Source organism: Actinoplanes ianthinogenes, from assembly GCF_018324205.1.
In the GTDB taxonomy this organism is placed as follows: domain Bacteria; phylum Actinomycetota; class Actinomycetes; order Mycobacteriales; family Micromonosporaceae; genus Actinoplanes; species Actinoplanes ianthinogenes.
Window position 1 is genome coordinate 7,152,720 of record NZ_AP023356.1, and the last position, 17,062, is coordinate 7,169,781.

Sequence of the window (17,062 nt, forward strand, 5' to 3'; positions counted from 1 at the left end):
CGCCGGCCCATCCGCCGATCATCCGCACGTCGTTATGGTGATCGGCGTGGCGGTACGCGTGATGGTGGTGGACGACCACCCGATGTGGCGGGACGGGGTGGCCCGGGACCTCGGCGAGGCCGGATATCTGGTCACCGCCGCGGTCGGCGAGGGGCGGCAGGCGCTGCGGGTGGCCCCCGCGGCCCGGCCCGACGTGGTGGTGCTCGACCTGCAACTGCCCGACCTGTCCGGGGTGGCGGTGATCCACGGGCTGCGGGCGGCCGACCCCGGGGTGCGGATCCTGATGCTCTCGGCCAGCGGCGAGCACCGCGACGTGCTCGAGGCGGTCAAGGCCGGGGCCACCGGTTACCTGCTGAAATCTGCCGGGCGGCAGGAGTTCCTGGACGCGGTGCGGCGGACCGCGGAGGGCGACCCGGTGTTCACCCCGGGACTGGCCGGGCTGGTGCTGGGGGAGTACCGGCGACCGGGGCGGCCGCGGCTGACCGAGCGGGAGACCGAGGTGCTGCGGCTGGTGGCGAAGGGGTTGTCGTACAAGCAGATCGCCGAGCGCCTGGTGCTCTCGCACCGCACGGTGCAGAACCACGTGCAGAACACGCTCGGCAAACTCCAGATGCACAACCGGGCCGAACTGGTCCGTTACGCCCTGGAGGAGGGCATCTCGTAAGGCTTGTCGACCAGCAGCACCCGGTCGTCGCGGATCACCAGCAGCCGGCCGTCCCCGCCGACCGCGATGAGCCCCCGGGCCGGGGTGCCCAGCGACACCGCGTCACAGTCGACGTCGGCGCAGCGCCACACCTCCTCCCCGGCCGCCGCATAGGTCGCCTGCTCGTCGACGGCGACGGAGCCGGAGCCGGACTCGGACAGCTGCCAGGTCTGCCGGCCGTCGGACAGCTTGCCTCCGGAGTGGACGACCGTCCCCCGGCCGGTCAGCGCCCACACCGCCTCCGGGTCGCCGCCGGGCCGCTTGTCCTGCCGCGGGTGGGCGCAGGTGTCCGGGTCGCAGGTCAGCTCCAGGATGCTGCGGCCCACCCAGAACCCCGCGTGCGGCCGCCCGTCCGCCCCGATCCGGAGCTGGGCCCGCATCCCGTCCCGGTAGCCGTCGTCCGCGGGCTGGTCGGCGGCGCCGATCGGGTACCGGTCCGGGTGCACGCAGGCGATGGCGCAGTGGACCATGGTGAATCGGTGCCGGCCGCCGGGTTGCGGGACGGCCAGCAAGAACCAGAGCGAGCCGTCCGGCGCGGCGGCGCCCGCGACCTCGATCCGGCCGTACAGGTCCAGCTCGTCGTCGGCCGAGGCCCGGACCGGGAAGTACGCGGTCCGGCAGCCTTCCCGGTCGCAGCGGGCGTACTGCACGAACGGGCCGCCGGTGTCCGTCCCGCCACTGAGCGCCGCCTTGACCACGGTGCCGTCCGCACCGATGGAGACGGTGCTGTACCCCTGCACCGCGGCCGGCGACCCGGTCACCCCGCGGAAGGTCGCGCACCGGTCGTCCTCGCAGTACCGCACCCCGCCGATGGTGACGATCACCGGATGCTGCCCGGCCGGCCAGGCCACCGCCACCGCGCCCTCGATCCCGGGCCCGGTGTGGATCACCGGCGCCCGGTACGGGTTCCACACCACGATCCCGAAGGTCAGCGCCAGCCCGGCCAGCGTCGCGACAGCGGCCGGCCACACCCTGGTCCGCTTCGCCTCGGGACTCAGCAGCGCCGCCGCCTGCACGGCGAGCACCAGCGCCAGCAGCACCGCGTCCAGCAGCCGGTCCACCCACGGCACGGTGCCGAGCATCGTCCGCAGCCCGGCCAGCGCCGCCGGCGCCACGACCCAGCCCAGCAGCACCGGCATCGCCCGGACCCGGATCGCGCCGCCGCGGATCGCCCCGATCAGGCTGACCAGCCAGATCACGCCGATCAGCGCGAGCCGGATCGGGCCCGTGCCAGCGGCCGGGTCCGGTTGCGGGTTCCCGTCGACGATCGTCACGTAACCCTCGCCGGCGATCAGGTCGAGCAACGACGGCACCAGCAGGAACGAGGTCATGGCCAGCAGCGACGTGCCGATCAGCCTCGACGGGGTACCCACAACTCCACCTCTGTTCCCTCGCCGGGACGGCTGTCCACGGTCATGGTGCCGCGCAGATCCTCGATCCGGCCGCGCATCGACTGGGCGACGCCGAGCCGCCCGTCGCGTTCCGCCTCGGCGAGCCGGCCCGGCGCGATCCCGGCCCCGTCGTCGCGGACCGTGACCCGGACGCCGTCGCCCTCGTCCTCGAGCAGCAGCCAGGCCCGCGCCCCGGACCCGGCGTGCCGGCGCACGTTCTCCAGGGCCGCGCGGACCGCGGCGAGCAGCTCCCGGCCCTCGTGCCCGGCCAGCGGCACCGCCTCGGCCGGCGTGGCGACCTCGATCCCCGGACCGGCCAGTTCGGACAGGGCCGCGCGCAGGTCGACCGCCTCGGTCTCGCGGGCCGGCGGGACCAGCGTGCCGCCGCCGGCGAGCAGTTTGCGCAGCGCGGTCTCCTGCTGCCCGGCCAGCGTGGCGAGCTCGGCCAGCGCGGTGCCGGTGGCGCCCGGCTCGGCGCCCTGCCGCTGCACCATGGCCAGCACCTGGAGCACCCCGTCGTGGATCGGGCGGGCCAGCCGGTCCCGCTCGGCGGCGGCCGCCTCCCGGCGGATCTCCTCGGCCCGTCGCCGCTCCGCCCAGCGTTCGGTCAGGTAGTGGGCGAGCCCGAGGCCGCCGACCGCGGCGCCGGCGACCAGCAGCAGCACGCCCGAGGTGGTCAGGTGCCGCACCGCGTTCAGGGTGTCCGAGGCCGGTAGGCCGTCGTCCTCCACATAGGTCGCCGCCAGCAGCAGCCCGGCGCTGGCCGCGAGCAGCCCGGCGACCGGGCCGAGCACCGCCGGGATCGAGCCGCGCCGGGCCAGCACCGGCACGGTGGCGCCGGCGGTCGCGGTCACCGCCGCGACGACCAGCACCAGGATGATCAGCGCCGGGACCACCCGGTGCTGGGTGCCGATCCGGCCCGGGTCGCCGGTCGTCGCCGACCAGGCGATGAACAGCGAGGTGGCGGCCAGCACGTGCAGCGTCCCGGCGACCGCCACCCGCCACCGGGTGAGCGCGGCCAGCACCCCGATCGCGGTCCCGGCCAGCACACCCGACCAGCGGGCCGCGGTCTGCCCCTCCAGCGCGAAGAAAGCCAGCAGCAGCGGCGTGCCCATGCCGGCCTGGGCGAGGGCCATGGTCAGCGCGCCGCCGAGCGACCACAGCCCGGCCAGCGCCGCCAGCCCGGCGGCCAGCACCAGGGTGGCCCCGCCGGCCAGCGCGTTCTCCACCCACGGGTGCCGGAACAGGACCGACGAGTCGATGCCGAGCAGCGTGGCGACGTCGGCCCGGGTCACCAGCGACAGCGGGATCACCAGGAACACGGCGGCCCCGGCGGCCAGCACCGGCCGGACCCGCGCCCAGCTCAGCGGCGCACGGCCGGCGCGCGGCACCCGCCAGGCGAACGCGAGCAGCCCGAACAGCGCCACCGCGACCACGCCGGCCTTGAGCAGCTGGTAGTCGCGGGACGCCATGCCGCCGCGGCCGATCACCGCCGCGGAGAACACCCGCAGGCCCAGCGCCAGCACGGCGATCGCGGCGCCCCAGCGTGGCGCGCCGTCGAGGAACAGGCGCTGCGCGCAGGCCAGCACCCCGATCAGGGCGAACGTGACGGTCACCGGCCCGATCAGGTAGGCCGGCAGCAGCATCTCGCGCGGCATCGTGGACAGCGTGATCCCGGCGACCAACACCCCCGACGTCACCAGCAGCCAGGGCCACCAGCGCACCAGCAGCAGCGCCAGGACCAGCGCGGCGACCTGCGGCAGGACCACGATCCCGGCCGCCGACCGGGGCATCCCGGAGTAGTACTCGCTGCCGAACGGGGCGACCAGGCTGAGCCCGCCGCTCACCGAGGCCGGCAGGAAGATCAGCAGCAGGCAGCCACTCAGCCCGGTGAGGATCGCCGGCCGGCGGTTGCTATCCATGGCGCAGATCATGGCCTATCGATGCGAACGCGTGTGCGCCCGGATGCGGCAGGCGCGGCGGACGGCCCCCGGGGTGGTACTCGAAGTGCCACCACTCGTTGTCGTAAACCCGGTAGAGGCCGTGCAGCGCCCCGTGTCGCTCCAGCCACCGGGCCCCCTCCGTGGGGCGGACGTCCATCGCCGTGCCTGCCACATGCCGGGACTCCTCGGGCGGCAGCGTCCACCGCCGCGCCTCGGCCACCGACCCGCGGCGCCGCACCTCGGCCAGGTACAGCACGGTCTGCGTGCCGTGGTCGCGATACCCGGAGGTGAGCCCGATCAGCTCGCCGTGCTCCCACAGCGCCCGGGTGCGGGCCGCCTCGAACGCCGCCCGCGCGGCCGGGGCCAGCCCGTCCAGGCTCTCCGCCGGGAACCGCGCGGTGAGCGCCCACCGGCAGGCGGTCTGCCGGGCCTGCCCAACAGTGATCAGGGCAGCCACCGGGGCCAGGGCGAAGGCCAGCAGCCGGGTGGCGGCGGCGTACACCGGGTCGCGGCGGCGCCTCGGCTCCGCCACGCCCCGATCGGTCTCGTGCAGAGGCATGTACTCAAGATCCCGGCTCGCGGGCGCACGTTCCTGAGTACGCGTACTCAGAAATTCACCATCCGCTTCTCGTACGCCACCAGCCCGGCCGCCTCGCCCGCACTGATCCGGTCACATACCCAGTCCCAGTGCAACGCCACCCGATCACCCACGCCGAGCCCCGCCAGCAGCGCCCGCCCGCCCACCGACCAGCTCACCCGCTCCTCCCGCACCGGCCCGCCGGCCAGCGCGCCGCCGTCCCACACCAGCGGGCGGCAGCGCACCACCGCCTGCTCCCCGTCCACCGCGACCACCGTCCCGGGCCGGATCCGGCACCGGTCCAGCACGGTCAGCGCCGACGGGTGCCCGGTACGCCGCAGCAGCCCCAGCCACGGGTACACCGCGAACACCTGGAACGCGTGGTGCGCCACGGCCGGCCCCGCGAAGACCGGGCCGAACCGCGCCCGCAGGAAGTCGGCCAGCTCCGCCCCGGGCACCCGGTCCAGCAGCTCGCCGCCGAGCCAGTACGCCCGCACCACCGCCTCGTCCAGCGGATCGTCCAGCCCGGCCGCGCGGGCGATGAACTCCAGGTAGGTCCAGGCGCCGTGGAAGCCCCGCGCCCGCCGCCCGATCTCGTCCGGCGCGCCCGCGTCGAGCAGCGCGGCGGCCCCGTCCGGCCCGCAGTGCCCCAGCTCGTTCGGCGGGTACGCGTACCGGGCGAACAGCACCGCCCCGGCGTCGCTCACCTCAGCAGATCCGGGGCAGTTGCTCGCCGATCGGCATGGTCACCACCCGGGTCCCGCCGAGCCCGGTGCGCGCCACCACCATGCCCGGATGCTCGGCGACGCAGACGCCGATCCGGCAGGCGTCCCGGCCGTACGGATGCTCCCGCATCGCGGCCAGCACCCGGTCGGCCTGGTCCGGCGGGACCAGCGCGACCAGCTTCCCCTCGTTCGCCACCTGGAGCGGGTCGAGGCCGAGCAGGTGGCAGGCGTCGGCCACCTCGGCCGGCACCGGCAGGTCCCGCTCGACCAGCTCGACACCGAGCTTCGCGGCCCCGGCGATCTCGTTCAGGGTGGCCGCCAGCCCGCCCCGGGTAGGGTCGCGCAGCGTGTGCACGTCCGCGCCGGTGGCCAGCATCGCGGCGACCAGGCCGTGCAGCGGCGCGGTGTCGCTGCGCACCTCGGTGCCGAACTCCAGGCCCTGCCGGCAGCTGAGCACCGCCACCCCGTGCACCCCGAGCGGCCCGCTGACCAGGACCGCGTCGCCGGCCGTGGCCCGGTGCGGCCCGAGGTCCACGCCGTCGGCGACCAGGCCGATGCCGGTGGTGGTGACGTAGACGCCGTCGCCGCTGTCGAAGTCGACCACCTTGGTGTCGCCGGTGACCAGCCGGACCCCGGCGGCGCGCGCGGCCTCGCCCATGGCCGTCGCGATCCGGCCGACCGCGGGGAGCGGGGTGCCCTCCTGGAGGATGAACGCGGCCGACAGGTAGAGCGGGGTGGCGCCGGACATGGCCAGGTCGTTGACGGTGCCGTTGACCGCGAGGTCGCCGATCGAGCCGCCCGGGAAGAACATCGGCCGCACCACGAAGGAGTCGGTGGAGAACGCCAGCCGGGCGGTCCCGGCGGTGACCACCGCGCTGTCGGTGAGCGCGACGTCGCCGAACGCGGGCAGGAACAGGTGGTTGATCAGGTCGCCGGACATCGCCCCGCCGCCGCCGTGCCCCATCACGATCGCCGGGGTGTCCCGCAGCGGCAGCGGGCACGCCCAGCCCTCGAAGTCGATCGTCATGAGAGCCGCCGGTACGCGTAATAGGCCGCGCACGCCCCCTCGGACGACACCATCGTCGCCCCGAGCGGGTTCCGCGGCGTGCACCGCGTGCCGAACGCCGCGCACTCGTCCGGTTTCAGCAGCCCCTGCAACACCTCGCCGGACCGGCACAGCGGCGACTCCGCGGTCCGCACGTCACCGACCGCGAACCGGTGCTCCGCGTCGAACTCCCGGTACCGCTCGGCGAGCCGCCAGCCGCTGCCGGGGATCATCCCGATGCCCCGCCAGGTCCGGTCGGTCACCTCGAACACGTCGCGCAGCATCGCCATGGCCGCCGGGTTGCCCTCGTCGCGGACCGCCCGCGGGTACGCGTTGCGCACCTCGTGCCGTCCCGCCTCCAGCTGGCCGACCGCCTGGCGCACCCCCTCCAGGATGTCCAGCGGCTCGAACCCGGTGACCACGATCGGCACCCGGTACTTCGCGGCCAGCGGCGGGTACTCCCCGGTGCCCATCACGCTGCACACGTGCCCGGCGGCCAGGAACGCCTGCACCCGGCAGCGCGGCGCCTCCATGATCGCGGCGATCGCCGGCGGGACCAGCACGTGCGACACCAGCAGCGAGAAGTTACGCAGCCCGAGCCGCCGGGCCTGGCGCACGGTCATCGCGTTGGCCGGCGCGGTGGTCTCGAACCCGATCCCGAAGAACACCACCTCCCGGTCCGGGTTCTCCCGGGCCAGCCGGACCGCGTCGAGCGGGGAGTAGACCACCCGGACGTCGCCGCCCTCGCTGCGCACCGTGAACAGGTCCCGGCCGCTGCCCGGCACCCGCAGCATGTCGCCGAACGAGCAGAAGATCACGTCCGGCTGCGCGGCGATCGCCAGCGCCCGGTCGATGGTCTCCAGCGGGGTCACGCAGACCGGGCAGCCCGGCCCGTGGATCATCTCGATGCCGTCCGGCAGCAGCTGGTCGATGCCGTGCCGGATGATCGAGTGGGTCTGCCCGCCGCACACCTCCATCAGCGCCCACGGCCGGGTGACGCTCGCGTGGATCTGCTCCAGCAGGCCGGCCGCCAGGTCCGGATCGCTGAACTCGTCCAGGTACTTCACGGCGTTCCTCGCTCCCCGAACTCCTCGTTCAGTAGGCCCAGCCGGGCGAAGCCGGCCAGGGTGCGGATCGCGGACTCCTCGTCGAGGCGCTGGATGGCGAAGCCGACGTGCACGATGACGTACTCGCCGACCGTGGCGTCCGGGACGTACTCCAGGCAGACGTCCTTGCGGACGCCGCCGAAGTCGACCTCGGCCATCCGGGTGCCGTCGGTCTCGACGACGCTCAGCACCCGTCCGGGGACGGCCAGGCACATGGCTGGTTCCCTCCTTCGTTCACCACCCGGCCACCGCGAGCTGGCCCAGGGCGAGGCCGCCGTCGCTGGGCGGGAGCAGGCCGGGCCGCAGCACCGTGAAGCCGCGGTCCCGCAGCTCCCGGGTCGCCGACTCGATCAGCAGGGTGTTCTGGAAGACGCCGCCGCCGAGGACGGCCACGCCGAGCCCGGTCACGGTCCGGCACCGGTCGGCCAGCACCCCGATCAGGCCGGCCAGGGTCGCGTGGAACCGTGCGCCGATCACGGCCGCGGGCAGGCCGGCCCGCACATCGCCGGCGACCGCCCGGATCAGCGGCGCCGGGTCCGCGACCCACGGCCAGGTCCGCGGTGGTCCGGCTTCGCTCAGACAGTTCTCGTACGGCCGGAGCGTCCCGTTCCCCCGCGCACGGGACACACCCTCCAGGACGATCGCCGCCTCGGCCTCGTAGGCGACCGTCTGGCGTACCCCGGCGAGCGCGGCGACCGCGTCGAACAGCCGCCCCACACTGGAGGTCGGCGCGCACCCCAGCCCGGTGGCGAGCTGATGGTCGAGGACCCGCCGCTCGGCCGGCGGGCAGGCGGCCACCGGCGGCAGGTCCGGATCCCACGGCACCTCGGCGGCCCGCAGGTGGGCCAGGGCCATCCGGTACGTCCGCCGCACGCTCGCGTCCCCGCCGGCGAGCGGGACGTACCCGAGGTGGGCGGCCCGCCGGTAGTCGCGGTAGCCGGCGATCAGCACCTCGCCGCCCCAGATCGCGCCGTCCGGCCCGTACCCGGTCCCGTCGAACGCGAAGCCGATCACCCGCTCGTCCCGGCCCAGCCCGTGCTCGGCCATCACCGCAGCGATGTGCGCGTGGTGGTGCTGGACCAGCCGGACCGGGCGGCCGGCGGCGTGCGCGCGGGCCCAGCCGGTGGACCGGTAGCCGGGGTGCGGGTCGGCGGCGAGCACCTCCGGGCGGACCCCGGTGAGCCGTTCCAGGTGCCGCTCGGCGCCGGTCAGCGCGTCGAGGGTGGCGAGCTCGTCGAGGTCGCCGAGGTGCTGGCTGAGCCAGGCGTACCGGCCGTCGCCGAGCGCGCAGGTGTTTTTCAGGTCGGCGCCGACGGCCAGGGTCGGCCGGATCGGGAACGGCAGTGTCAGGGGCAGCGGCGCGTAGCCCCGGGACCGGCGGATCGGTAGTCCGGTTCCACCGGCGAGGGGCCGGCTGACCGAGTCGTCGCACGGCGCCCGGATCTCCCGGTCGTGCCGCAGCCAGGCGTCGGCGAGGCCGGTCAGCCGGCGGACCGCCTCCGCGTCACCGGTCACGATCGGCTCGCCGGCCCGGTTCCCGGACGTCATCACCAGGGCCGGCGGGCCGGGCGGGTCACCCGGCAGGCCGAGCAGCAGCACGTGCAGCGGCGTGTAGGGCAGCAGGATGCCCAGGTCCGGGGTGTCCGGGGCGACCTCGGCGGCGACTGCCGCGCCCGGCCGCCGGGGGAGCAGCACGATCGGGCGCTGGACGCCGGTGAGCAGCGCGGCCGCCTCGTCACCGACCTCCGCGAGCCGCCGGGCGGCGGCCAGGTCGGTGACCATCACCGCGAACGGCTTCCCGCCACGGTTCTTGCGGCGACGCAGCTCGGCGACCGCGGCGCCGCTGGTCGCGTCGCAGGCCAGGTGGTAACCGCCGAGCCCTTTCACGGCCACGATCCGCCCGGCGGCCAGCAGCCGCCGGGCCTCGGCGAGCGCGTCCGCGCCGGTGGCCGGCAGCTTCCCGGCCCCGGCGAGCGCGTCCGCGCCGGTCGGTGCGCCGGCCGGGGCGATCAGCTCCAGCCGGGGGCCGCAGTCCGGGCAGGCGATCGGCTGGGCGTGGAACCGCCGGTCGGCCGGATCGCGGTACTCGGCCTCGCACGCCGCGCACATCGGGAAGCCGGCCATCGTGGTGGTGGCGCGGTCGTACGGAAGGCTCTCGATGATCGTGAAACGCGGCCCGCAGTTGACGCAGGAGATGAAGGGGTGCCGGTGCCGGCGGTCGGCCGGGTCGTGCAGCTCGGCCAGGCAGTCGGCGCAGATCGCCACGTCGGGGGAGGCCAGTGTGCGGGCCGGCGCGGCCGAGCCGGAGGCGCCGATGGTGAACCCGGTGCCGCCCTCGGCCGGGAGCGGCTCCGCACGCACCGCGGTGACCAGGGCCAGCGGCGGTGGCCGGTCACGCAGCCGGCGGCCGTACTCGTGCACCGCCCCGGCGTCCCCCTCCACCTCGACCACCACGCCGTCCACGGTGTTCACCACCGACCCGGCCAGCGCCAGCTCACCCGCCACGGCGTAGGCGAACGGCCGGAACCCGACGCCCTGCACCAGCCCGGACACGGTGTAGCGGCGCCGGATCCGGGCGGCGTCGTCGCGCGGCCGGCCGATCAGCTCCAGAGCGCCGAGCGCCCGGGCGGCCCGCTCCGCGTCGATGATCTCGACGGCGAAGCCCAGGTGGATCAGCACCCAGTCGTCCGGGGCGGGCGGCGCGTCGAGCATGCCGATGTTCACCTGCCGCTCGGCGCCGACCACGTCGACCAGCGCGAGCTGTCCCGCGTTGCCGGGCAGCACCGACAGCACCCGCCCCGGGATGCCTAGGCACATGTCAGCCCCCTCCGGCGCCCGCCACCGAGGCGGTCAGCGCGCGGACCGTCGCGGCCGCGGCCGGCACGGCGGCGGCCACCGGCGCGCTCAGCCCGATCCCCTCGCCGACCGTGGCGACCCGGCAGCCGACGACGTACGTGTCCGGCACCGTCCCGCCGAGCCGGACCACCGCGGCCAGCACCGCGGCCGGGTCCATCTGGTGCCCGTCGAGGTCCCGCCCGTCCGGGACACCGGTCACCCGCAGCACCTCGACCAGCCCGGCCTGCCCCTCGCCGGGCAGCGCGTCCACCAGGATCACCGCGTCGTACGGATCGAGCAGGTCGAAGGCGAGGTGCATGCCGCGGATGCCGTAGTCGGTGACCCGGACGCCGGCCGGCAACGGGTCGCCGGCGAGCAGCCGCCGGACCACCTCCGGACCGAAGCCGTCGTCGCCGAGGAAGAGGTTGCCGATGCCGGCGACCAGGACGCGTGCGGTCATCGGCTCGGTCCTGCTCCGCCGCTCGGCTCCGCCTCGTCCGGCAGGGGCTCGACCTCGTCGGGCGCGAAGTACAGGTACCGGCCGTACCAGTCGTGCAGGTCGGCGGCCGGGTCCTCGGCCAGCACCACGGCGACGTGCACGCCACCGTCCACGTCGGACCGGATCGCGCAGACCCGGGCCACCCGGCCGGCGAAGAACAGGTCCTGCGCGTCGGCCCGCCGCGACGGGTGCAGCCGCACCCGGGTGCCGGCGGCCACCGTCACGCCGTTCACCATCAGCTCCGGCGAGGCCGGGGGGAGCCGGACGCCGTGCAGGGCGAGCAGGTCGTCCGCGCCCATCCGGTCGCAGCGGTCGACGATCGCGGCGGCGCGCGGGTCGGTGGCCCGGGCCTCGGCCTTCTCCTGCTCGGTCATCGTCATCACCCGCAGGCTGAGCAGCTCGTCGATCTCGGTGGCGTCGAACAGGTCGCCCGGGCTCTGCTCGGCGATGTGCGGGTGGTCGTCCAGGATGATCGGCGAGCCGAGCAGCAGGCCGGTGGTGTCCGGCGGCCCGGCCAGCACCGGCCAGCAGCGGTGCTGCCGGCAGCGGGCCGCCTCCGGGCGGTCGGTGCGCACCGAGACGAAGGTCGCGCCGTGCGTGCGGAGCAGCAGGTGGGTGGCGACCAGCGAGTGCCGCAGCGCGGCGTCCTTGCCGGTGACCGGGCCGGGGTGCTCGTTCTCGACCTCGACGGTGAGCCGCAGCAGGTCGCCGTCCGGTTCGGCCACGGTACGGACCCGGGCGGCCAGCGGCCGCCGGGACCGCAGGATCCACCCGTCCGGCGGGACGTCGGTGACCTCCTCGCCGCCGGGCACGCTCACCCGGTAGGTGGTGGACCCGCACAGCGGCACCCCGGGCAGCACGATCTCCCGGGGCACCGCCTCGTCGCAGCTCAGCACCGCCGGCACCCCGGTCACCCGGCGGGCCTGCACCTGGAGGAACCGCAGGTGGATGTCGACCACGCCGTACCCGAAGTCGCCCGGCGCGACCAGGCACTGCATGCTCATCCCGGCCGGCTCGGCGAACGCCGACGGCTGCGCCCCGGGCGGCCCGAGCACGCCGAACTGCCACCGGAACCGGTTCTTCAGCGCGCCGGCCCGGTACGGGTAGAGCAGGTAACCCTCGTAGAGCACCGCGTCCGCGACCGCCCGGGCGGCGTCCAGGCTGGGCGTCATCCCGGTCACCCGCCCGCCGGGGAGTGGGTCAGCTCCAGCTTCTTCCCGCCGCCGAGATACATGTGCACGCCGCAGGGCAGGCACGGGTCGAAGCTGCGCACCGTACGCATGATGTCGATGCCCTTGAAGTTCTCCCGGTCGTTCTCCTCGAAGATCGGCTGGCCCTGCACCGCGTCCTCGTACGGTCCCGGGGTGCCGAAGCTGTCCCGCGGCCCGGCGTTCCACGGCGTCGGCGGGTACGGGTGGTAGTTCGCGATCCGGCCGTCCCGGATCACCATGTGGTGCGAGAGCGCGCCGCGCACCGCCTCGGTGAAGCCGCAGCCGATGCCCTCGTCCGGCACCTCGAACGGCTCCCAGGTCTTGGTCCGCCCGGCCCGGATCTCGCCCAGCGCCCGCTCGGCGAAGTGCAGCGCGCAGGCGGCGGCGTACGCCTGGAAGTAGGTCCGCGCCCGGTTGCGCTCCAGCGTGTTGCTCCACCGCGGGATGGTCCACTCCAGCTCGACCGGACCCTTGAGCGCCGTTTTCGGCAGGTTGATCCGCACGCTCGACCCGGTCGAGCGGACGTACCCGATGTCGACCAGCCCGGCCAGCGCCGTGGTCCAGAGCCGGGCCAGCGGGCCGCCGCCGGTGTCCAGGGCCAGGTAGTCCTTGCCGTCGAACCAGCGCGGCGACATCACCCAGCTGTACTTGTCGTCCAGGTCGCGTTTCTGCGGGTGCGGGTTGGTGTGCTGGTTCCACGGGTGGCGGCGGTCGACCGGGTTGCCGAGCGGGTCCTGGGTCACGAAGATCTCCTGGTCCGCCCAGTCGTCGTAGTACGACGAGCCGAGCAGGATCCGGATCCCCAGGTTGATCTTCACGAGGTCGGTGGTGATCAGCTTGCCGTCGACGACGATGCCCGGGGTGACGTACATCTTGCGACCCCAGTCGGCCATCCCGGCGTACCGGAAATCGCAGTGTTCGGGGTCCTGGAAGGACCCCCAGCAACCCAGCAGGACCCGGCGGTTGCCGACCTCCTCGTAGCCGGGCAGCGCCATGTAGAAGAAGTCGAAGAGGTCGTCGTGCATCGGCACGGCCTTCTTCATGAACTCGATGTAGCGCATCAGCCGGGTCAGATAGTCGGTCATCAGCTGGCTGGTGGCGACCGTGCCGACCCCGCCCGGGTACAGCGTGGACGGGTGCACGTGGCGCCCCTCCATCAGGCAGAACATCTCGCGGGTCATCCGGCTGACCTGGAGCGCCTCGCGGTAGAACTCACCGGTGAACGGGTTGAGCGAGCGCATGATGTCGCCGACGGTGCGGAAGCCGTGCCGGTCGGCGTGCCGGGCCTGCGTCCGGTCGGCCAGCTCCAGCACGCCCGGGTTGGTCTCGGCCACCATCTTCTCGCAGTAATCGACCCCGACCAGGTTCTCCTGGAAGATGTTGTGGTCGAACATGTACTCGGCGGCCTCGCCCAGATTCACGATCCAGTCGGCGAGCGGCGGGGGCTTCACGCCGTACGCCATGTTCTGCGCGTAACAGGAGCAGGTGGCGTGGTTGTCGCCGCAGATGCCGCAGATCCGGCTGGTGATGAAGTGCGCGTCCCGCGGGTCCTTGCCCTTCATGAAGATCGAGTACCCGCGGAAGATCGAGCTGGTGCTCCGGCACTCGGCGACGACCCGGCGCTCGAAGTCGATTTTGGTGTAGATGCCCAGGCTGCCGACGATCCGGGTGATCGGATCCCAGGCCATCTCCACGAGCTCGGTCATGCGGTCTCCACCGTCCCGCCCGATAGTGTGACGCGTGTAACAGCCTTGCGCGGTGCGTGGGAGACTGTCAATCGGCCCGGCGAACACCACCTGACCGGGTATCCCGGAGGCGCGAACGTGCACGAGTTGTCGATCGCCGAGGGCATCGCCGGCGAGGTCCGGGACCGCGCGGCCGGTCGCCCGGTGCGCCGGGTCACCGTGCGGGTCGGCGCGCTGCACGCGGTGCAGCCCGACGCCCTGCGGTTCGGCTTCCAGCTGGCCGCGGCGGGCATCGAACTGGTCATCGAGCACCGGCCGGCGACCGTCCTGTGCCGAGCCTGCGGGCGGGAGAGCGAGCTGCCCGATCAGATCCTGCTCTGCTCGTGCGGGAGCGCCGACGTGGCGGTCACCGGCGGACGGGAGCTGGAGATAGTCACGATGGAACTGGCCTGACCGGTCACCCGGCCAGCGCGACCACCGGCTGCCGGTGCCAGATGGGGACCAGCTCCGCGTCGGCGGGCGTGTGCCGCACCCCGACCACCCGGTCGGCGTGCACGCTGCTGGCGGTCTCGGCGGCCACCGAGTGCAGCGCCGCGGGCGAGGTGACCAGCACCGGCAGGCTCCCGTCGGCCAGGCAGTTGTGCAGCGCCGTGAGGTTCTCCCGCAGCCAGGCGCGGTCCTGCCGGGCCGGCATCGGGACCACGTGGTGCCGGGTCAGACGGCGACGAAGCCCGGCGATCACGGCCGAACCGGCCGTCAGCGCCGGGCCGTCCGACCCGAGCACCACGAGGAGCTCGTCGGCCGCCGCGAGCTCGGCCAGCCGGGACACCATCCGGTGGCAGCCGGTGGCGGGCTCACGGACCACCGCGACGGTGACCGACGACTCGTCGGTGGGCAGCTCGAGCAGCGATATTCCGGCCGGCCGGGCCGGCGGTGGCTCGAACGGCAGGTACCACCGTCCGGCATTGGCGACGGCCAGGGCCCGGTGCTCGGAGATGCGGTGCCAGATCACGTTCTCGCTCCTCGGGGATTCGTCGTAGCGGGGGCGCCCTCCGGCAAGGGGGTCACCGCTCATGACGGTGCCGGTCTGGCGTGCTGGTCACGTTGCCCTACCCTCCCCGACGGCCACCAGCCCCAAGCGTGTCCGCCCAGCTCTGGGCGCCTGCGGAGGAAGGGAACACCTGGTCACGGGTGGTGCCGGACAGTTGTGTCCGGTGGCCGGCGGCGCTGGGCGAGTGCACTCAGCCGATCGAGTGACGGGCGCGTTCGCCGATCCGTCGCTGGAACGTGGTCAATGCCCGGCGCACCTCGGAACCACCGTCCGGCCCCCGCCAGTGCAGCCGGATCGCGCCGGCCAGCGCGAAACAGACGTCGATCGGGACGAGGGCGGCGTCGAGGCCCTCCGGGGTACGGCTGACGTAGATCGCCTCGACGTCCGGGGCGGGCATCCGGAACAGCGGGCACACCTCACCCAGCGCCGCCCAGTCGCCCGGATCCACCGTGGACTCGGTGGTGCCGGCCGGGCTCGGGCAGCAGGCCACCGGCCGGCCCAGGTCGCTGTTGACGAAGACGAACACCGGGAGCGCCGGGATGCCCAGCCGGTTCCAGTCCGACCCGTCGAGGGGATGGTCAGGATCGGTCAGGTAGCGGTTCGGGATCGCCCGGAGCCGGCCCGCGCCCTCCGGGGCGAACAGCAGGTGGCAGGCCCGGCAGACGCAGCGCAGCGCCCGATCGTCCAGCGCCACCAGGTGACCGTGCGGCTCACCCAGCGGCTCGCCGCAGAGCTCGCAGCGGCGTACCGGGCCCGCGCCCGGCCGGGCGAAGCGGCGCAGGCTCACGGCGAGCGCACCGCGCCGGGCCGGCGGGAGATCTGGAGCAGGGCCGGCCGGGCGGGTGGGAACCGGACGTCGACCGGGCCCGCCTCGGGCGCCGCCCGGCGCACCGCGGCCTCGATCCGCTGGACCAGCGCCTGCCGGGTGCCGCCGCAGCCCGGGGCCGGCTCGGCGGCATGCACGTGCACGGTGCCGTCCGGGTCCAGGTCGATGACGGCGCCGGGAACCGCCGCGCGGATCCGGTCGGCGGCCGGCACCGGATGCAGGTCGTGGATCAGCAGCAGGCTCGCCACCAGCGGGTCCGCGCACAGCTCGGTGACCCGTTCCGGGCCGAGCGCGGCGGTGATCCGGCCCAGCCCGGCGCCGTAGAGCTGGACCAGGCAGCGGACCAGCTCCTCGGCGGTGTCCGCGGCCCGCGGATCCGGCCCGGCGCGCAGGGCGGCCAGCAGCCCCTCGATCCGCGCGGCCACGGTGTCAGGATCGGGCGGGCTCATCGACCGGCTCCATGCCGACCCGGACGGTGAAACCGCGCAGGGTCTGCACCAGCGGCACGAACGCGGTGACCGGCCCGGTCGCCGCGCCCACCGGGTTCTCCATGAACGGCTGGAACTTGTCCGGGAAGCCGGGCATGGTGCAGCCGATGCAGATGCCGCCCACGTTGGGGCAGCCGCCCACCCCGTTGATCCAGCCCCGTTTCGCCACGTTGCACCGCACCACCTGGCCCCAGCAGCCGATCTTGACGAGGCAGGCGGACGAGCCGGGCCCGGCCACGAAGTCGCTCTGGTCGTAATAGGACGCGCGGTCGCAGCCGGAGTGCACGGTCGCCTCGAACAGCCACCGCGGGCGCAACTCCTCGTCGAGCGGGATCATCGGCGCCTGCCCGGCGACCTGGTTCAGCAGGTAGACCAGGGTCTCCGAGAGATTGTCCGGATGGGTCGGGCAGCCGGGCACGCAGACCACCGGCACCCCGGCCGTCGAGCGCCACTCCCGGCCCAGGTAGTCCGGCACGCCCATGGCGCCGGTCGGGTTGCCGGCCATCGCGTGGATCCCGCCGTACGCCGCGCAGGTCCCGACCGCGACCACCGCGGTGGCCCGGGGCGCGAGCCGGTCCAGCCACTCGCTCACGGTGATCGGCTGACCGGTCACCGGGTCGTTGCCGAACCCGCTCCAATACCCCTCCGGCTTGTTGCGCTCGTCCGGCACCGAACCCTCGACCACCAGGATGAACGGGTCCAGCTCGCCCCGCTCCGCGCGGTGCCACCAGGTCATCAGGTCCGGACCGTTCTGATAGTCCAGATAGGGCCAGTGCAGCTCGATCGGCGGCAGGCCGGGCAGCGCGCCGAGCACGATCTCCTCGATGCTCGGCTGGGTCGCGGCGGTCAGCGAGACCGATTCGCCGTCGCAGCTGAGGCCGCCGTTCATCCACAGGATGTGCAGCACCCGATCGTCGCCGAAGTCTGTTGGCAGCATCGCCGTCACCGTCCGCTCGATACCCGGCAGCCTAGGCTCC

The 17,062-nt window shown here is 74.4% G+C and carries 17 protein-coding genes; 2 read left to right on the forward strand and 15 right to left on the reverse strand.

All coding sequences use genetic code 11. The annotated features are described in order from the left end of the window. Positions 1-61 precede the first annotated feature (61 nt). Positions 62-664: a response regulator gene (locus Aiant_RS32535; protein WP_189333795.1), complete on the forward strand. Its 603-nt coding sequence runs from the start codon at positions 62-64 to the stop codon at positions 662-664. Here Aiant_RS32535 and Aiant_RS32540 read toward each other — a convergent pair. The 11 genes from Aiant_RS32540 to Aiant_RS32590 are packed head-to-tail and all read right to left on the reverse strand — an operon-like array spanning position 637 to position 13,741. Further along, on the reverse strand, positions 637-2,076 hold the full coding sequence (locus Aiant_RS32540) for a hypothetical protein (protein ID WP_189333541.1): 1,440 nt from the start codon (positions 2,074-2,076) through the stop codon (positions 637-639). The genes Aiant_RS32535 and Aiant_RS32540 overlap by 28 nt on opposite strands. After that, positions 2,055-4,016 (reverse strand): sensor histidine kinase, encoded by a 1,962-nt coding sequence (locus Aiant_RS46045; RefSeq protein ID WP_229830746.1) that lies wholly within the window; start codon positions 4,014-4,016, stop codon positions 2,055-2,057. The genes Aiant_RS32540 and Aiant_RS46045 overlap by 22 nt, the downstream gene beginning before the upstream one ends. After that, complete coding sequence (locus Aiant_RS32550) at positions 4,009-4,596, reverse strand: D-alanyl-D-alanine carboxypeptidase family protein (protein WP_189333540.1); 588 nt, start codon at positions 4,594-4,596, stop codon at positions 4,009-4,011. The genes Aiant_RS46045 and Aiant_RS32550 overlap by 8 nt, the downstream gene beginning before the upstream one ends. Before the next feature lie 47 nt (positions 4,597-4,643). Next, on the reverse strand, positions 4,644-5,321 hold the full coding sequence (locus Aiant_RS32555; protein WP_189333539.1) for a DUF6390 family protein: 678 nt from the start codon (positions 5,319-5,321) through the stop codon (positions 4,644-4,646). Position 5,322: 1 nt separating this feature from the next. Continuing rightward, on the reverse strand, positions 5,323-6,366 hold the full coding sequence (gene hypE, locus Aiant_RS32560) for a hydrogenase expression/formation protein HypE (RefSeq protein WP_189333538.1): 1,044 nt from the start codon (positions 6,364-6,366) through the stop codon (positions 5,323-5,325). Beyond that, positions 6,363-7,451, reverse strand: a complete 1,089-nt coding sequence (hypD, locus tag Aiant_RS32565; protein ID WP_189333537.1) for a hydrogenase formation protein HypD — start codon at positions 7,449-7,451, stop codon at positions 6,363-6,365. Before hypD ends, hypE begins: the two co-directional genes overlap by 4 nt. Beyond that, positions 7,448-7,705: a HypC/HybG/HupF family hydrogenase formation chaperone gene (locus Aiant_RS32570; RefSeq protein ID WP_189333536.1), complete on the reverse strand. Its 258-nt coding sequence runs from the start codon at positions 7,703-7,705 to the stop codon at positions 7,448-7,450. Before Aiant_RS32570 ends, hypD begins: the two co-directional genes overlap by 4 nt. A gap of 19 nt (positions 7,706-7,724) precedes the next feature. Continuing rightward, on the reverse strand, positions 7,725-10,307 hold the full coding sequence (gene hypF, locus Aiant_RS32575) for a carbamoyltransferase HypF (RefSeq protein ID WP_189333535.1): 2,583 nt from the start codon (positions 10,305-10,307) through the stop codon (positions 7,725-7,727). A 1-nt stretch (position 10,308) separates the two neighbouring features. Further along, on the reverse strand, positions 10,309-10,785 hold the full coding sequence (locus Aiant_RS32580) for a hydrogenase maturation protease (RefSeq protein ID WP_189333534.1): 477 nt from the start codon (positions 10,783-10,785) through the stop codon (positions 10,309-10,311). After that, a complete protein-coding gene (locus Aiant_RS32585; RefSeq protein WP_189333533.1) occupies positions 10,782-11,996 on the reverse strand; it encodes a hypothetical protein in 1,215 nt (404 codons plus the stop codon). The genes Aiant_RS32580 and Aiant_RS32585 overlap by 4 nt, the downstream gene beginning before the upstream one ends. A gap of 5 nt (positions 11,997-12,001) precedes the next feature. Then, a complete protein-coding gene (locus Aiant_RS32590; RefSeq protein ID WP_189333532.1) occupies positions 12,002-13,741 on the reverse strand; it encodes a nickel-dependent hydrogenase large subunit in 1,740 nt (579 codons plus the stop codon). 117 nt (positions 13,742-13,858) lie between these two features. Between Aiant_RS32590 and Aiant_RS32595 the strand changes: the two genes are divergently transcribed. Next, entirely contained in the window at positions 13,859-14,173 is a 315-nt protein-coding gene (locus Aiant_RS32595) for a hydrogenase maturation nickel metallochaperone HypA (protein ID WP_189333531.1), read from the forward strand. Positions 14,174-14,177: 4 nt separating this feature from the next. On the opposite strand, the gene Aiant_RS32600 is transcribed toward Aiant_RS32595, so the two are convergent. From Aiant_RS32600 to Aiant_RS32615, 4 genes are all read right to left on the reverse strand, one after another. Then, positions 14,178-14,732: a hypothetical protein gene (locus tag Aiant_RS32600; RefSeq protein ID WP_189333530.1), complete on the reverse strand. Its 555-nt coding sequence runs from the start codon at positions 14,730-14,732 to the stop codon at positions 14,178-14,180. A gap of 229 nt (positions 14,733-14,961) precedes the next feature. Beyond that, on the reverse strand, positions 14,962-15,558 hold the full coding sequence (locus Aiant_RS32605) for a DUF5947 family protein (RefSeq protein ID WP_189333529.1): 597 nt from the start codon (positions 15,556-15,558) through the stop codon (positions 14,962-14,964). After that, positions 15,555-16,046: a hypothetical protein gene (locus tag Aiant_RS32610; protein ID WP_189333528.1), complete on the reverse strand. Its 492-nt coding sequence runs from the start codon at positions 16,044-16,046 to the stop codon at positions 15,555-15,557. The genes Aiant_RS32605 and Aiant_RS32610 overlap by 4 nt, the downstream gene beginning before the upstream one ends. Further along, positions 16,027-17,022, reverse strand: a complete 996-nt coding sequence (locus Aiant_RS32615; protein ID WP_189333527.1) for an NADH-quinone oxidoreductase subunit B family protein — start codon at positions 17,020-17,022, stop codon at positions 16,027-16,029. The genes Aiant_RS32610 and Aiant_RS32615 overlap by 20 nt, the downstream gene beginning before the upstream one ends. Positions 17,023-17,062 lie beyond the last annotated feature (40 nt).